A 14,793-nucleotide genomic window follows, 5' to 3' on the forward strand; every position below is an offset into this window, starting at 1 on the left:
AATCGATTTTGCCGTCAAGATCGATTCGCAGCAATCTGACGGAAACCCTAGAGACGCGGACGGCCCGCCCGCCGCTTCTCGTCGCGCCGCGCCGAGCCCATCCAGCGATTGGCCGAGACGTCCATCACGCCATGGGCCGCGACCTCACGGGCCCGGTCGGTGAGCTTCTCCAGGCAGCGCTCGAACACCTTCAGTTCGTCCGCATCGAGCGCGCCGACGAGCTCGGCGTTGATGCGCACGAGCAGGGGGAAGATCTGCGCATGCAGCTCGCGGGCCGCGTCCGTCGCCTCCAGCACGGCGCGACGCCGGTCGATCTCCAGTTCCTTTCGCAGGATCAGGCGCTTGCTCAACAGGCTGGTGACGAGCCGCGAGGCGCGGGCCGACTCCATGTGCGCGCGCTGCCCGAGTTCCGTGGGCGACATGGCGCCCTCCTCCACCAGGATCGCCATCAGGTGCCACTCGGCTCGCGCGATGCCAAAGCCGCCTTCGAACAGGCGCAGGCCGGGCGCCCCGCTGAGCGCGAACAGCGCCTTCAGCCGGTAGTTCAGCAGGTCCTTCTGGCCGTGCGGCCGGGCCAGGGTCGGCCGGGAGTGGTCCATGGATTGCTGTTTTAAACAAATATCGGCCCGGCTCCTAGCATCCGCGCAGGAACCGAGGACTGCCGATGATGATCTTGGGCGTGGACATCGGGGGAACCTTCACGGACTTCGTGCTGCTGGACACCGTGTCCCGCAGGATCTGGACTGAGAAGCTGCTGACCGACCCCGAGCGTCCCGACAGCGTGGTGCTGGAAGGCACCCGCAAGCTGCTGGCGAGCTGCCGAATGGGCGCGCGCGATCTTTCCTATGTGGTGCACGGCACGACGCTGGTGACGAACGCGGTGATCGAACGCCGCGGCAGCCCGACCTGGCTGGTGACGACCCAGGGCTTTCGCGACGTGATCGAGATCGGCCGCGAGAAGCGCTACGACATCTACGACCTGCACATGGCCAACCCGGCGCCGCTGGTGGAGCGCTCGCGCCGGCTCGAGGTCGACGAGCGCACCAGCGCTTCCGGCGAAGTGGTGCGCGCGCCGTCTCGCGAGGAAGTGGGCGCGCTCGTGCGGCAGCTTCCGCCGGGCGAGAAGGCGATCGCGGTCGTGCTGCTGCACGCATGGCGCAACCCGGCCAACGAGCGCCTGGTCGCGCAGTGGCTGCGCGAGGAGCTCGGCCCGGGCACGGCGATCTCGATCTCCTCCGACGTGTCGCCCGAGATGGGCGAGTTCGAGCGCACGTCCACCACCCTGATCAACGCCTACGTGCAGCCGCTGGTGGCGAGCTACCTGGACCGGCTGGAAGGCGCGCTCACGGCCATGGGCATCCAGGCACCGCCGCTGATGATGCTTTCGCACGGCGGCCTCGCACGCTTCCGGCTCGCCAAGGAAATGCCGGTGCGCATCCTCGAATCCGGTCCCGCGGGCGGCGCTGCGGTCGCTGCGTTCGTCGCCGAGTCCCTCGACATCCGGCGCGCGCTGGCGTTCGACATGGGCGGAACCACGGCGAAGATCTGCTTCGTCGACGACTACCAGCCGCAGGTGGTGGCCGACGGCGAAGTGGCGCGCATGGACCGCTTCAAGAAGGGCAGCGGAATGCCCGTTCGCGTGCCGATGGTCGACCTGATCGAGATCGGCGCCGGCGGCGGCAGCATCGCCAGCTGCAACTCGCTGGGCATCCTGGCCGTGGGCCCGCAGAGCACCGGTTCCGTCCCCGGGCCGGCGTGCTACGGACGCGGCGGCACGTTGCCGACGGTGTCGGATGCAAACCTGCTGCTGGGCTACCTGGACCCCGGCAACTTCCTCGGCGGCGAGATGCCGCTCGATCCGGGCGCCGCACGCGAGGCCTTCGGACCGCTGGCCGCTCGCATGGGCAAGCCCGTCGTCGAGATCGCCTGGGCGATCCAGGAAACCGTCAACCAGAACATGGTGCGCGCCGCGCAGCTGCACGCTTTCGACACCGCGCGCGACCTGTCCGACTACACCCTGGTGGTCTCGGGCGGCTGCGCCCCGGCGCATGCCTGCCGCCTGGCACGCGAGCTCGGCATCCGCAAGGTGGTGGTGCCGATGGCCGCGGGCGTGGCTTCCTCGCTCGGCTTCCTGGTCGCCCCGGTGTCGATCGACCTGCGCCGCACCGTGCTGATGCCGCTCTCGCGCATGGACCCCGCGGTGATCGCGCAGGCCTGCGACTCGATGCGGGCGGAGGCGCTGGGCGCGCTGGCCGATGTTGGCGTCGCGGAAGACAAGGCCGAGGTCGCGCTCTCGATCGAGGCGCGGTTCGTCGGCCAGGCCCATTCGCTGGCGCTCGGCATCGACGTGGCGCTTCTCGGCGATGCAAACCGGCTGGCGGAAGCGTTCAAGGAGAAGTACCGGCAGTCGTACGGCGACTGCCCGTCGCGCGCCGACGTGGAGATCACCGCCGTGCGCATGCAGATGCTGCAGCGCGCGGAGGTCCGCGGCGCCGTCACGCGCGAAGCCGTGGGCGGCAAGCGGCCGGCGAACACGCGCATCGCGTACTTCCCCGAGACGGGCGAGACGAGCACGCCGGTGCACGACCGGGATTCGCTCGCGGCCGGCGAGCGCATCGAAGGCCCTGCGATCCTGCAGGAGCGCGACACCACCACGATCATTCCGCCCGGCGCCGTCGCGGAGATGGACCCCTCCGGCAACCTGATCATCGACCTGGCGGGCATGGAGCTCACGGCATGACCCTCGACGCGATCCAACTCGGCCTGCACTGGAACCGCCTCGTCACGGTGGCCGACGAGATGACGAGCATCCTCGTGCGCACCGCGTTCTCCACCGTGGTGAACCAGTCGCACGACTGTGCCTGCATGCTGCTGGACGACCGCGGCAACTCGGTCGCGCAGTCCTCGCATGCCCTCCCGGCCTTCATGGGCACGATGCCGCACACCGCCAAGGAGATGATCCGGCGCTTCGGCCCCGGCCTGAAGGAAGGCGACGTGCTCGCCACCAACGATCCCTGGGTGGCGGGCGGCCACCTGCCCGACCTCACGGTGCTGCGGCCGGTGTTCGCCGCGGGCCAGCTGGTGGCGATCACGGCGAGCACGGCGCACCTGCCCGACATCGGCGGCAAGGTGTGGTCGGCCGACTGCAACGAGGTCTTCGAGGAGGGACTGCGCATCCCGCCGATGAAGCTGTTCGACGCCGGCGTGCGCAACGAGGTCCTGTTCGAGCTGCTGCGCAACAACGTGCGCAACCCTGACGACGTGGAACACGACGTCATGGCGCAGGTGACCGCCACGGCTTTCGGCGAACGGCGCCTGGGCGAGCTGCTTGCGCGGTACCCGGGGCTGGACCTGCGCGAGCTCGCGCGCGAGATCCTGCAGCGGTCCGAGGAAGCGATGCGCGCGGCGATCGCCCGCCTGCCGGCGGGCACGTACCGGCATGAGGTGGGGCTCGACGGCTTCAGCGACCCGCTCACGCTCAAGTGCAGCGTGACGGTCTCACAGGACGGGCTGGAGATCGACTTCACCGGCAGCTCGCCGCAGCAGCCTTTCGGCATCAACTCGGTGCTGCAGTACACGCAGGCCTACGCGAACTACGCGGTCAAGTGCCTGCTGAGCCCCGACTCGCCCTGCAACGAAGGCAGCTTCCGGCCGGTGCGCGTGTCGGCGCCGCGCGGGTCCGTGCTCAACGCGCAGGCGCCCGCCGCGGTGGGCGGGCGTCACCTCACCGGCATGTTCGTTCCGTTCGCGATCTATGGCGCGCTGGCGCAGACGTCGAAGGAGCTCGCCGTCGGCGACAGCGGCCTGCCCGGCAGCCCCAACTTCACGCTGCAGCAGATCGATGCCGAAGGCCGCTCGCGCACCATCAACCAGTTCTATTCCAGCAACGGCGGCATGGGCGCGCGCTGGGGACAGGACGGCATCTCGGCGTGCTCGTTCCCGACCAACATCGCGAATGTCCCGGCCGAGGTGGTGGAAGCGCGTTCGGGCCTGCTCGTCGAGTGCAAGATGCTCACGCCGGACTCCGGCGGCGCCGGGCGCTGGCGCGGCGGCCTCGGCCAGACCTACGCGATCCGCGTGCCGCCCGGCTACCGCGGCAATGCGTGGGTGTCGATGCTGTCGGACCGCACCGAGCATCCGGCCATGGGGCGCCTGGGCGGCGGCCCCGGTTCGCTGCGGACCAACATCCTGAACGGCACGACTCACCTGCATCCGAAGAAGCGCGTGCAGCTCGCGCCCGGCGACCGCCTGGAGACCTGCATGCCGGGCGGCGCGGGCGTCGGCGATCCGCTGCAGCGGGACCGGGCCGCCGTGCTGCAGGACCTGCGCAACGGCTACATCACGCCGCGCGCGGCGGTCGACCAGTACGGCCTGACGCCGGCCGAAGCGGGCCTGCAGCCATGAACGACAAGGCGCCGTCGTTCCGTGCCGCGGGCACGCGATTGAAGGGCTCGCTGCGGCCCGAGCTCTCGGCCGTCTGCTACCCGGTGCCGGACGAGCGCATCTGGCGCGTGCTGGACGGGGTGCACCGCTTCGACAAGGCGCACATCGTGATGCTGGCCGAAGCGGGCATCCTCGAGCGCGAGGACGCGGCCAAGCTGCTCGCAGCCCTGCTCGAACTGGAGCAGGCCGAAGGCGGCGCCGTGCAGGCCCGGCTGGACATCGGAGGCGGCAACCATTCCGGCGAGAAGTACCTGACCGCCAAGCTCGGCGAAGGCGTCGCCGGCCGCATCCACGCGGGGCGCAGCAGCGGCGACATCAGCGCGGTGGCGAACCGGCTCACGCAGCAGTGCGAACTGCGCGACACCATGAGGCTGCTGCTGCAGCTTCGGCGCGCAGTGCTGGCGCGCGCCGGGCAGGACGCGCGCGTGCTCGTGATGGGCTACAGCCACCTGCAGCACGCGCAGCCTTCGACCATGGGCCACTACTGGTGCAGCGCGCTGTTCGGACTGGAGCGCGACTTCGCGCGCCTGGCCGACCTGTACCGGCGCTTCGACTTCAGCCCCGCGGGCGCGGCGGTGCTCACGGGCTCGCGCTTCGCGCTGCGTCCGCAACGCACGGCCGAACTGCTGGGCTTTTCCGCAGTGTTCCGCAACTCGCGCGACGCCGGCTGGGCGGCCGATGCCTACCAGGAGGCCGCGGCGGCGCTCTCGATCCTGCTCGCGACCTGCGGGCGCATCGCGGACGACCTGTACCTGTGGTCCACCTCGGAGTTCGGCATCGTCGAGATCGACGACGGCTTCTGCATCAACTCCAGCATCCTGCCGCAGAAGAAGAACCCGGTGGCCCTGGAACACATCCGCGGCGTCGGCCGCATCGCGATGGGCCGCGCCACGTCGGTATCGGCCGCGTTCGCCAGCCCCTCGGACAGCATCGTGTTCGAACGCTACCTCGCGGTCGAGGAGCTCTGGCGGACATTCGACGACGCGAAGGGCGCGCTGACGCTTTTCTCGGCGGTGCTGGAGTCGCTCACGGTGCACGAGGATGCCGCGCTCGCCGCCTTCGAGGACAGCTGGTGCTGGACGTCGGACCTCGCGGCCGCGCTGGTGCTGGAGCACGGGCTGCCGTGGCGCACCGCGCAGCAGTCGGTGAGCGTGCTCGTGCGGCAGATGATGGATTCTCGCCGCACGGCGGAATCGGTTACCGAGTCGGACGTGCTGCAGGCCTTCCTTACGTACACCGGCCAGGACGGGCTGCGCCTCGCGCCGGGCTTCGTCGACCAGGTGCGGCAGCCGCGCGCGATCGTGGAGTCGCGCATCGTTTCCGGCGGCCCCGCCGAGCGGGACGTGATGCAGCAGGTCGAGTCAGCCGCGGCGTGCATCGAACAGGACGCGCGCGCGGCGCAGGAGTTCGAATCCGCCGCGCAGGCGGCCGATCGCAAGTTGGGCGAAGCCATCCAGGCCTTGCTCGTTCCCCACCGAGGAGACTGAACCATGATGAACAAGCTGTTCGCCGTCGCGTCGCTGGCGCTCTTCGCCGGCTCGGCGCTCGCGCAGGCCTTCCCCGAGCGGGAAGTCCGCGTCATCACGGGCTTCCCGCCCGGCAGCGTGGCCGAGCTGGCCCTGCGCGCGCTGGTGCGCTCCGCGCAGAAGCACGTCGACAAGCCGCTGCTCGTCATCAACAAGCCCGGCGGGGGCCAGAGCATCGCGATGCAGGAACTGATGAACGCGCCTCCCGACGGCTACACCGTCGGGATGGTGACGGACACCTTCCCCGGCATGACGTACTACCAGTACAAGCTGAAGTTCGAGGCCGAGGACATCCAGCCGCTGGTGGGCTTCGCGCAGTTCCGCCACGTGCTGTTCGTCAAGGGCGATTCGCCACTGCGCAAGTACGAGGAGTTCGTGGCCGCCGCGAAGCGGGCGCCGGTCTCCTACGGCGGCACCGGGCGCGGCACCACGCCCGACATGCTCGGCAAGATCTTCGCGCGCGCGGCGGGCCTGAACCTCGAGTACGTCGCGTTCAAGGGCAGCAACGAATACGTCCCGTCGGTCATGGGCGGCCATGTGGCGAGCGGCATCGTCGACATCTCGGGCGTGGCCAAGCACATCGAGGATGGTTCGCTCGCCGGTGTGGTGGTCTTCGGCGACGAGCGCCTGGCCGAGTTCCCGAACATCCCGACCGTCGCCGAGAAGGGCGTCAACGTCGACATGAGCCCGTTCAACTCGGTGATCACCATCGTCGCCAACCGCAAGGCGCCTGCGGAGCGCACCCGCGTGCTGCAGGAAGCGTTCACCAAGGCCGCGAACGACCCCGAGTTCAAGGCTGCGGCGAAAGGCCAGGGCGTGCATGCCGTGTCCTTCGGGCCGGACGTGATCAAGCGCCGCATCGACGGCGCGCGGCAACTGGCGGTGCCGCTGATGAAGGAGATGGACCTGATCGCGAAATAGGCGGAGGGCGCTGCGCCCTTCCGCCCTGCCGCACTTCAGGTGCGGGCGGATTCCGCTTCCTGGATGTCGCGCCAGAGGATCTTGCCCACGGGCGACTTCGGCAGCGACTCGGTGAACTCCACGATACGCGGGTACTTGTACGCGGCCATGCGTTCGCGCGCCCAGGAGATGATGTCGTCCGCGCCGACGCTGCCGCGGGATTTCGGATCCAGCACCACGAGCGCCTTCACCGTCTCGCCGCGGTAGGGGTCGCGGCTGCCGATCACGCAGACCTCGCGGATCGCGGGATGCTGGTACAGGACCGACTCCACCTCGGCGGGCCAGACCTTGTAGCCGGACGCATTGATCATCCGTTTCGCGCGGTCCGTCATGAAGAAGTAGCCTTCCTCGTCGACCTGGCCGATGTCGCCGGTGCGCAGGTAGCGCACGCCGTCGATCTCGACGAAGGCATCGGCCGTGTCCTGCGGCCGGTTCCAGTAGCCCTGGAACAGCTGGGGCCCGCTCACCAGGATCTCGCCCTGCTCGCCGGCCGGCAGCGGCCGCAGCGTCGCGGGGTCGATCACCAACGACAGCGTGTCGAAGAACGGCACGCCCAGGCACTGGCGCTTGGGCCGGTCGATCGGGTTGTTGTGCGTCGTGGCCGCCGTCTCGGTCATGCCATAGCCTTCGATGAAGTCCAGGCCCAGCCGATTGCGCAGCCGCTTCCACACCTCCATCGGCATCGACGCGCCGCCGGCGGTGATGCGGCGCAGGCCGCCCAGGTCGTACTGATCGAGCTGCGGATGGCCCAGCAGGTCGATCACGGCAGTCGGCGGAATCGCGGCGTGCCCCACGCGCTGCTCGGCCAGCAGGCGAAGCGCCAGGTCGCGCTCCCAGCGCGGCAGCACGACCAGCGTGCCGCCCACGTAGATCGGCAGGTTCAGCGAATGCGACAGGCCCGCCACGTGGTACATAGGCGCCACGCACAGGAAGGCGGTGGCGGGCGCTGTCCAGTGCCACAGCGCCATCCCCGCCGCGTTGTGCATGAAGCTGCGGTGCGTGTGCATGCAGGCGCGCGGCACGCCGGTCGAGCCCGAGGTGTAGGGCAGCAGGCACAGGTCGCCGGGCTGCGACAGCGGGGGACCGGGCCGCTCGCCGGCCGCCAGCGCGTCGGCCCAGGTGACATGGGAGCCGTGAGGGCGACGAGGCTCGCGCAACCAGTCGGGCAGCGCCCAATCCGTGCCCGCATCGACGTAATCGGAGTAGGTCGCCACGATGATCTGGCGCAGGTCCGTGCCGGCCGACGCGGCTTCAAGTTGCTCCACCAGGTCCTGCGCGCACACGGCCACGCAGGCGCCGCTGTCCTTCAGGTAATGCGCCACTTCGGCGCCGCGGTTCATCGGATTGATCGGCACCACCACGGCGTCGGCGCGCAGCACGCCGTGGTAGGCGATCACCCATTGCGCCGAGTTCTGCATGTACAGCAGCACCCGGTCGCCGCGCCGCACGCCGGCGCGCTTGACCAGCCAGCCGGCGAACCGCTCGACGGCATCGGCCAGTTCGGAATAGAGGATGCTGCGGCCGAACGAATGGATCGCCGCGCGATCGGCGAAGCGCCGCGCCGAGGTGGCCAGCGTTTCGCTCAGGGTGACGTCCGGCGCCTCCAGGTGCCGCGGCAGGTGGCGCGGCCAGTACGACGTCGCGCCGCCGCGCGCCGCGACGGCCTTACTGGATCGGGATGTTGGCATCCTTGATCAGCTTGGCCGTCATCGTGATCTCGCGTTCGATGCGCGCGCGCATCTCGGCGGGCGTGCTCGGGGCGGGGTCGCTGCCCGCCGCCACGAGTTGCTGGCGCACGCCGGGGTCGCGCAGCACCGCCACGACGTCCCGGTTCACCCGCTCGACGATGGTGGCCGGGGTGCCGGGCGGCATCACGAGCCCGAACCAGGAGCTGAACTCATAGCCCGCGACGCCCGCCTCCGCGAGGGTGGGCACGTCGGGAACCACGGCCGAACGCGTCGCTGTGGTCTGGCCCAGCGGGCGCAGGCGGCCGCCCTGGATGTGCGGCTTGGCCGTCGTGTAGTCGATGATGGCCGCCTTCAGGTGGCCGCCCAGCAGGTCGGTGGCCGCCGGCGCGCTGCCCTTGTACGGCACGTGCGACATCTCGAAGCCGGCCACCTGCTTGAGCAGCTCGCCGGCCAGGTTCATGGCCGTGCCCGGACCGGGCGTGCCGTAGTTGAAGCGCGTGGGCGCCGACTTGGCCTGCGCGATGAAGTCCCTGAGCGTCGCGATGCCGCTGTCGGCGGGCACCACCAGCACGATGGGGTTCATCACGACGGTGGTCACGGGCGTGATGTCGCGGCGCGGGTCGTAGGTCAGCTTGGGGTTGAGCGTCACGCTCGAAGTGAGTGCGCCCGACACGCCGAAGCCCATGGTGTAGCCGTCGGGCGGCGCCTTGGCGACGGTCTCGACGGCGATCGCGCCGCCTGCACCCGAGCGGTTGTCCACGACCACCGGCTGGCCGAGTTTTTCCGAAAGGGGCTGCGCGATGATGCGCGCCACGATGTCGGCCACGCCGCCGGGCGGGAAGCCGCAGTAGAACCGGATCGCCCGGTTCGGGAAGTCCCCCGCCTGCGCGAGCACGCTGCTGCCGGTGCCGAGCGCCGCCAGCGCGGCGCCCGCCTTGATGATGAACTCGCGTCGATCTGCCATGCCTTGTCTCCTTGGATTTGTCGTGCGCTTCAGGTGAGCGCGAACGCCGGATAACGCGCGTCGCCCGCCAGGGTGTCCCAGACGAGGCGCACCCGCGCGCCGATCTTCAGGCGATCGAGGTCCGCGCCGGGCAGGTTGGCGAGGATGCGTACGCCTTCGTCGAGGTCCACCAAGGCCAGCGGGCACGGCAGGCGCCCATCGGCGCCCAGCCCCGGCGTGCGCAGCACGGTGTGCGAGTAGATCGTGCCGTTGCCGGACACCTCCTTCCACCCCAGCGTGCGCCGGCCGGTGGCCAGGCTCACCGGCCGCGGGAAATGCTGGAAGCGGCCGGTCTTGGTGCAGTACTGCAGCACCAGCTTGCCTTCGCGCGTGCCCTGCCAGAAGGCGGCGCTGTCGGTGAATGCGCTCTCGGCGGGCACGCGCCGCGCGGGTGTTTCCTGGCTCATGCCGGCTCCAGAATCATTGCCGCGCTGGTGGACCAGTTGCGGCCGTAAGGGATGACGCCGATGCCCGTGACCAGCGCGTTGCGCGGGTCCGGCACCTGCCGCTGCCCGCCTTCGCCGAACAGCTGGCGGACGGCCTCCACGAGGTTGAGCGCGCCGCCCGCCAGGCCGGGCTGGCCCGCCGAGATCTGGCCGCCGCCGGTGTTGAGCGGCAGCTTGCCCGCGAACGACAGGTCGGTTTCGAGGATGAAGCGTGCGCCCGCGCCGCGTTCGCAGAACCCCAGCTGCTCCAATTGCATCTGCACGGCGATCGTGAAGTCGTCGTAGGGCTGGAACATGCGGATGTCGGCGGGCTTCAGGTTCGCCTGGGCGAAGAGGCGCGGCGCCAGCTGGCCGAAGCCGGTTTCGGTGATGTCGGCCAGCGGGTCGCGGCCGTTGAAGTTGGTGATCTCGGCGTACGCCACGGGCGCCGCCAGCTTGCTCCAGCCGCGCCGCTTCGCTTCCTCGCGCGAGGTCACCACCAGCGCGTTGCCGCCGTCGCAGAACATCACGCTGTCCAGCAGGCGCAGCGGATCGGCGATCACGCGCGACTGCAGGTAGTCCTCCATCGACAGGGGCGTGCGCAGCTTGGGCAGCGCGTTGTCGTTGCGCACCGCGTGCTCGCGCTGCACCTGGGCGATCTTGCCCAGAGCGTTCGGGTCGAGCCCGTACTGGTGGGCATAGCGGTTCATCAGCAACCCGAACGCCGCCGGCGGCCGCGCCGCGGCCTGCGGCTCCTGGAACTCGGGCCGCTGCGCGCCGAAATCCGCGCGGTAGATGGTGCTTGGCGCGTCGGCCGAGAGCACCACCGCGATGCGGCACTCGCCCTCGCGCACGGCCGACATCGCGCGCATCAGGCCGCTGAGCGCCGAGCAGCCGCCCAGGCCCGACAGGTGCAGCCAGGTGGGCGTGATGCCCAGGGCCTCGCACATGTAGGCGGCGTAGAAGGGATTGGTGCCTTCGCTGAGCGCGGCGGTTACCGACAGGCCGTCGATGTCTTCCAGCGCCAGGTTCATCCGGTCGAGCAGCGCGGCCAGCACCTCGCCGGCCAGGTCGTAGGCGCTGCGGCCGGTCTTGAAGCGGTTGGGGATCTCCGCGTATCCGGCGACCACCTGCGCGCTCTCACGCGCGGCGGTCCTGCCGAGGCTTTCGGGGGCCATGTGTCTCCTGGGGTCGGGGCGCCGGATCGCGAGGCGAAAGTGGCGGCGCGTTCGACCCATGATAGGTCAAGGCCCCTGCAAGAAACAGGTTCAGAAATGGGAAACTCTGTCCCGTTTCCTGGCCAACCACGAGCGACACGCATGCTGGACCTGAACGCGCTGATGATGTTCAACGAAGTGGTGGGCGCCGGCAGCCTCGCGGGCGCTTGCGAGCGCCTTCGCGTGCCGCGCTCCACGCTGAGCCGGCGGCTGCAGCAGCTGGAAAAGGAGATGGGCGTGCTGCTGCTCAAGAAGAGCACGCGCAAGCTCGCACCCACCGACCTGGGGCTGGCGATCCGCGAACACTGCGCGCGCATCGCCACCGAGGCGGCCGCGATCGGGCAGCTGACGGCCCGCACCACAGGGCAACTGCAGGGCACGCTTCGGGTGGCGATCCCGATCGAGTTCGGCACCGGCTGGCTCGGCAAGGCGATCTCCGACTTCGCCGTGCAGTACCCGGAGATGGCGGTCGAGGTCGACGTCAGCGGTCGCGTGGTCGACCTGATCGACGAGTCACGCGACATCGCCATCACCTACGGCCACCCGAAGCCGTCGAGCCTGACGCAGCGCCGCCTGGGCGCCCTCACCTCGGGGATCTATGCCAGCCCGCTGTATGCGCGGCGGCGCGGGCTGCCGCAATCGCTGGACCAGATCGGGCAGCACGACTGCGTGGTGACCGAGATCCAGCTGCGCGAAGGCGTCTGGAGCTTCAGCGGCGCCCGCGGGCGCCGCAACGTGCGCGTGCAGGGCCGCCTGCGGGTCAACAGCATCAGGCTGGCGCGCGAGCTGGTGGTCAGCGGCGCGGGCCTGGGGCTGCTGCCGCACATGATGTGCGCCGGCCACGTGGACTCGGGCGCGCTGGTGCGCGTGCTGCCGTCCTGGAACAGCCCCTCGCTGCCGATCGTGGCGCTGACGCTCTCGCGCACGCGGCTGCCCAAGCGCACCCGCGTGTTCCTCGATTTCGTGGCGGAGCAGCTGGCGGCGTCGCAGCCCTCGTGAGCGCGGGCGACCTCAGGCGCCGCGGAAGCGCGCGGGCCGCTTTTCGCGGAACGCCTGCAGCCCCTCGCGGCGGTCCTCGCTGAAATACAGCATGAAGACGGCGTCCGACTCCATCGCCATCGCATCGGCCAGCGGCAGGTCGAAGCCGCGCTCGATCACGGCCTTGCTCTGCATCACCGCAAGCGGTGCATTGCGGCCGATGGCGGTGGCGATCTCCCGGGCCTTGTCCAGCGCGCCGCCCGCATCGACCACGTGGTTGACCAGCCGCATCGCCAGCGCCTCTTCGGCGGCGATCCGCCGCCCGGTCCAGATCAGTTCCTTGGCCAGGGCCTTGCCGATGAGGCGCGGAAGCGTCTGCGTGCCGCCGGCGCCGGGCATGATGCCGATGCCGGTCTCGGGGAAGCCGAAGCGCGCGTCACGGCCCGCCACCACGATGTCGGCCACCAGCGCCAGCTCCAGGCCGCCGCCCAGTGCGACGCCCTCCACCGCGCAGATCACCGGCTTGGTGTACTGAGGCAGGTCGCGGAACAGGCGGGCGAAGCGCTTGCTGCGCTTGCGCTTGCGGTAGAAGTCGAAGTACTTGCCCTCGGGCACCTGGAATTCCACGGTGTCGATGCCTGAGCAGAAGGCCTTGGCGTTGCCGGACAGCAGCACCGCCACGATGGCATCGTCCTCCTCGGCCAGCGCCATGGCCTCCATGATCTCCGCCGCGGTCTGCTCGCGCAGCGCATTGAATTTCTCGGGGCGGCGGATCTCGATCTCGATCCACTGCTCGCGCCGGCTGACGGCGATGTCGATGTAGTTGGGCTGTGCTTCGCTCATGGTGCGCAAGATGGTAGCCAGCGGGTGGGACCGGCGATAGGCGCGGAAACGGGAAACAGTGTCCCGGATGTGGTCAGCCGCGAAGCCGCGGCATGTTCAGGAAGCGCCAGGGATCGGGCAGCTCGCCCACCGGCACGTGGATCAGCGTGGGGCGGTCGGATGCAAGTGCGGCGCCCAGCGAGCGCCGCAGCTCGGCGGGGCTCTCGGCACGTTCGGCCGACATCCCGAACGAGCGGGCCAGCTGGACGAAGTCGGGATTGACCAGCGTCTCGGCGATCGTGCGTCCCGGGAACTGCATCTGCTGCATGCGCCGCACGTTGCCGAAGGCGCCGTCGTCGAACACGATGGCCACGACGCCGATGCCGTGCTGCATGGCGGTCGCGAGCTCCTGCACGTTGAACATGAAGCCGCCGTCGCCGTTCACGCTCACGACCGCCGCCTGCGGCCGCGCCACCTTCGCGCCCAGGGCGGTCGCGTAACCCCAGCCCAGCGTGCCCTGGTAGCCGCTCGAGAGATAGGTGCGCGGCCGATAGACCGGGAAGGCGACACGGCTGGTGTAGCCCACCTGTGTCATGTCCTCGACGAAGATGCCGTCCTCGGGCAGCACCTCGCGGATCGCGCGGATGTAGTCCAGCTGCGGCTGCATCGCCGCGAGCTGCTCGTCGACGGCGCGACGGTGCGTGTCGAGTTCGGCCTCGCGCGAGGGTCGCGTGCCCACGCCGGCCAGCACGCGCTCCAGCAACGCGGGCACGACCTCGGCTGCACGCCCGCAGAGCGCCGCGTCGGGCACGCCGTGGCGCTCGAGTTCGTCGGGGTCCACCTCGATGCGAACCACCTTGATACCCGCATCCATGCCCCACACCATCGACTGCGTCTGCATCCGGGTGCCGATGGCCAGCACGAGGTCGACCTCGCGCCACATCCGGTGCCCGACCGGCGGCGTGATCGCCAGCGGATGCCGCGCATCGAGCACGCCGCGGCCCATGCGATAGGACTGCACCGGCGCCTGCAGCGCCTCGGCCAGGCGGCGGACGGCCTCGCCGCAGTCCTGCGCGCCACCGCCGACCACGATCAGCGGACGGCGAGCCTCGAGCAGCAGCGCCGCGGCCTTGTCGAGCGCCGCCGGATCGACGGCCGGTGCGGCGGGTACGGCCACCGGAACGGCAGCGGCCGCGCCGCGGCGGCCCCACACGTCCATCGCGCACTCCAGCGCCACCGGCCGCGGGCGGCTGCTGCGCAGCTGCCGGAAGGCCTCGGCCACCAGCAGCGGCGCCTCGTGCGGCGCGCGTATGCGCTCGGACCATTTCGTCAGCGAACGCAGGATCGCGAGCTGGTCCGGCAGCTCGTGCAGCATGCCGTAGCCGCGGCCGATGTGCCGGTGCGGGATCTGCCCGGTGATCGCCAGCACCGGCGCGTTGCAGGCGTACGCCGTCGACAGCGCGGCCGTGGTGTTCAGCACGCCCGGCCCGGGCACCACGCAATAGGCCGCCGGCCGCCCGGTGGCCATCGCCGCGCCGAGCGCCATGTACGAGGCGGCCTGCTCATGCCGCGTGTGGACGATGCGGATGCGCTCGCGCTCGTCGTAGAGGGCGTTGAAGAAGTGGTCGTTCTGGACACCCGGCAGGCAGAAAAGGGTGTCGATGCCGTGGTCCAGCAGGCCGCGGACGACGTGCTGCGCGCAGGTGGGCTCGCTCATCGGGGGCTACTCCA

Annotated in this window: 12 protein-coding genes; 5 read left to right on the top strand and 7 right to left on the bottom strand. The window is 70.3% G+C overall.

Going from position 1 to position 14,793, the window contains the following annotated elements:
* Positions 1–47 precede the first annotated feature (47 nt).
* Positions 48–599 carry a MarR family winged helix-turn-helix transcriptional regulator gene (locus EZ313_RS15360; RefSeq protein WP_135264160.1) on the bottom strand — a complete coding sequence of 184 codons (552 nt, stop codon included), beginning with the start codon at positions 597–599 and terminating at the stop codon, positions 48–50.
* 65 nt (positions 600–664) lie between these two features.
* Here EZ313_RS15360 and EZ313_RS15365 point away from each other — a divergent pair, with 65 nt between their 5' ends.
* The 4 genes from EZ313_RS15365 to EZ313_RS15380 are packed head-to-tail and all read left to right on the top strand — an operon-like array spanning position 665 to position 6,890.
* Positions 665–2,740, top strand: a complete 2,076-nt coding sequence (locus EZ313_RS15365) for a hydantoinase/oxoprolinase family protein (RefSeq protein ID WP_135264161.1) — start codon at positions 665–667, stop codon at positions 2,738–2,740.
* A complete protein-coding gene (locus tag EZ313_RS15370; protein ID WP_135264162.1) occupies positions 2,737–4,404 on the top strand; it encodes a hydantoinase B/oxoprolinase family protein in 1,668 nt (555 codons plus the stop codon). The genes EZ313_RS15365 and EZ313_RS15370 overlap by 4 nt, the downstream gene beginning before the upstream one ends.
* Positions 4,401–5,930, top strand: a complete 1,530-nt coding sequence (locus EZ313_RS15375; RefSeq protein ID WP_135264163.1) for a lyase family protein — start codon at positions 4,401–4,403, stop codon at positions 5,928–5,930. The genes EZ313_RS15370 and EZ313_RS15375 overlap by 4 nt, the downstream gene beginning before the upstream one ends.
* A gap of 3 nt (positions 5,931–5,933) precedes the next feature.
* Positions 5,934–6,890: a Bug family tripartite tricarboxylate transporter substrate binding protein gene (locus EZ313_RS15380; RefSeq protein WP_135264164.1), complete on the top strand. Its 957-nt coding sequence runs from the start codon at positions 5,934–5,936 to the stop codon at positions 6,888–6,890.
* A 35-nt stretch (positions 6,891–6,925) separates the two neighbouring features.
* Here EZ313_RS15380 and EZ313_RS15385 read toward each other — a convergent pair whose 3' ends face one another.
* The 4 genes from EZ313_RS15385 to EZ313_RS15400 are packed head-to-tail and all read right to left on the bottom strand — an operon-like array spanning position 6,926 to position 11,223.
* A complete protein-coding gene (locus EZ313_RS15385; protein WP_135264165.1) occupies positions 6,926–8,617 on the bottom strand; it encodes a long-chain-fatty-acid--CoA ligase in 1,692 nt (563 codons plus the stop codon).
* A complete protein-coding gene (locus EZ313_RS15390) occupies positions 8,595–9,581 on the bottom strand; it encodes a Bug family tripartite tricarboxylate transporter substrate binding protein (protein WP_135264166.1) in 987 nt (328 codons plus the stop codon). The genes EZ313_RS15385 and EZ313_RS15390 overlap by 23 nt, the downstream gene beginning before the upstream one ends.
* A gap of 29 nt (positions 9,582–9,610) precedes the next feature.
* A complete protein-coding gene (locus EZ313_RS15395; RefSeq protein WP_135264167.1) occupies positions 9,611–10,027 on the bottom strand; it encodes a Zn-ribbon domain-containing OB-fold protein in 417 nt (138 codons plus the stop codon).
* Positions 10,024–11,223 carry a thiolase family protein gene (locus EZ313_RS15400; RefSeq protein WP_135264168.1) on the bottom strand — a complete coding sequence of 400 codons (1,200 nt, stop codon included), beginning with the start codon at positions 11,221–11,223 and terminating at the stop codon, positions 10,024–10,026. Before EZ313_RS15400 ends, EZ313_RS15395 begins: the two co-directional genes overlap by 4 nt.
* 141 nt (positions 11,224–11,364) lie before the next feature.
* Between EZ313_RS15400 and EZ313_RS15405 the strand changes: the two genes are divergently transcribed.
* On the top strand, positions 11,365–12,261 hold the full coding sequence (locus EZ313_RS15405; RefSeq protein ID WP_167772599.1) for a LysR family transcriptional regulator: 897 nt from the start codon (positions 11,365–11,367) through the stop codon (positions 12,259–12,261).
* A gap of 12 nt (positions 12,262–12,273) precedes the next feature.
* Here EZ313_RS15405 and EZ313_RS15410 read toward each other — a convergent pair whose 3' ends face one another.
* Both EZ313_RS15410 and EZ313_RS15415 read right to left on the bottom strand, forming a co-directional pair.
* Entirely contained in the window at positions 12,274–13,083 is an 810-nt protein-coding gene (locus EZ313_RS15410; protein ID WP_135264170.1) for an enoyl-CoA hydratase/isomerase family protein, read from the bottom strand.
* 73 nt (positions 13,084–13,156) lie between these two features.
* Positions 13,157–14,779 (bottom strand): thiamine pyrophosphate-dependent enzyme, encoded by a 1,623-nt coding sequence (locus EZ313_RS15415; RefSeq protein WP_135264171.1) that lies wholly within the window; start codon positions 14,777–14,779, stop codon positions 13,157–13,159.
* Positions 14,780–14,793: the final 14 nt, after the last annotated feature.

This window comes from Ramlibacter henchirensis (assembly GCF_004682015.1).
Lineage (GTDB): Bacteria > Pseudomonadota > Gammaproteobacteria > Burkholderiales > Burkholderiaceae_C > Ramlibacter > Ramlibacter henchirensis.

Coding starts and splice junctions, on each gene's coding strand:
- EZ313_RS15385 (WP_135264165.1), bottom strand. CDS start 8,617: ATGCCAACATCCCGATCCAGTAAGGCCGTCGCGGCGCGCGGCGGCGCG.
- EZ313_RS15365 (WP_135264161.1), top strand. CDS start 665: ATGATGATCTTGGGCGTGGACATCGGGGGAACCTTCACGGACTTCGTG.
- EZ313_RS15410 (WP_135264170.1), bottom strand. CDS start 13,083: ATGAGCGAAGCACAGCCCAACTACATCGACATCGCCGTCAGCCGGCGC.
- EZ313_RS15400 (WP_135264168.1), bottom strand. CDS start 11,223: ATGGCCCCCGAAAGCCTCGGCAGGACCGCCGCGCGTGAGAGCGCGCAG.
- EZ313_RS15375 (WP_135264163.1), top strand. CDS start 4,401: ATGAACGACAAGGCGCCGTCGTTCCGTGCCGCGGGCACGCGATTGAAG.
- EZ313_RS15380 (WP_135264164.1), top strand. CDS start 5,934: ATGATGAACAAGCTGTTCGCCGTCGCGTCGCTGGCGCTCTTCGCCGGC.
- EZ313_RS15395 (WP_135264167.1), bottom strand. CDS start 10,027: ATGAGCCAGGAAACACCCGCGCGGCGCGTGCCCGCCGAGAGCGCATTC.
- EZ313_RS15360 (WP_135264160.1), bottom strand. CDS start 599: ATGGACCACTCCCGGCCGACCCTGGCCCGGCCGCACGGCCAGAAGGAC.
- EZ313_RS15405 (WP_167772599.1), top strand. CDS start 11,365: ATGCTGGACCTGAACGCGCTGATGATGTTCAACGAAGTGGTGGGCGCC.
- EZ313_RS15415 (WP_135264171.1), bottom strand. CDS start 14,779: ATGAGCGAGCCCACCTGCGCGCAGCACGTCGTCCGCGGCCTGCTGGAC.
- EZ313_RS15390 (WP_135264166.1), bottom strand. CDS start 9,581: ATGGCAGATCGACGCGAGTTCATCATCAAGGCGGGCGCCGCGCTGGCG.
- EZ313_RS15370 (WP_135264162.1), top strand. CDS start 2,737: ATGACCCTCGACGCGATCCAACTCGGCCTGCACTGGAACCGCCTCGTC.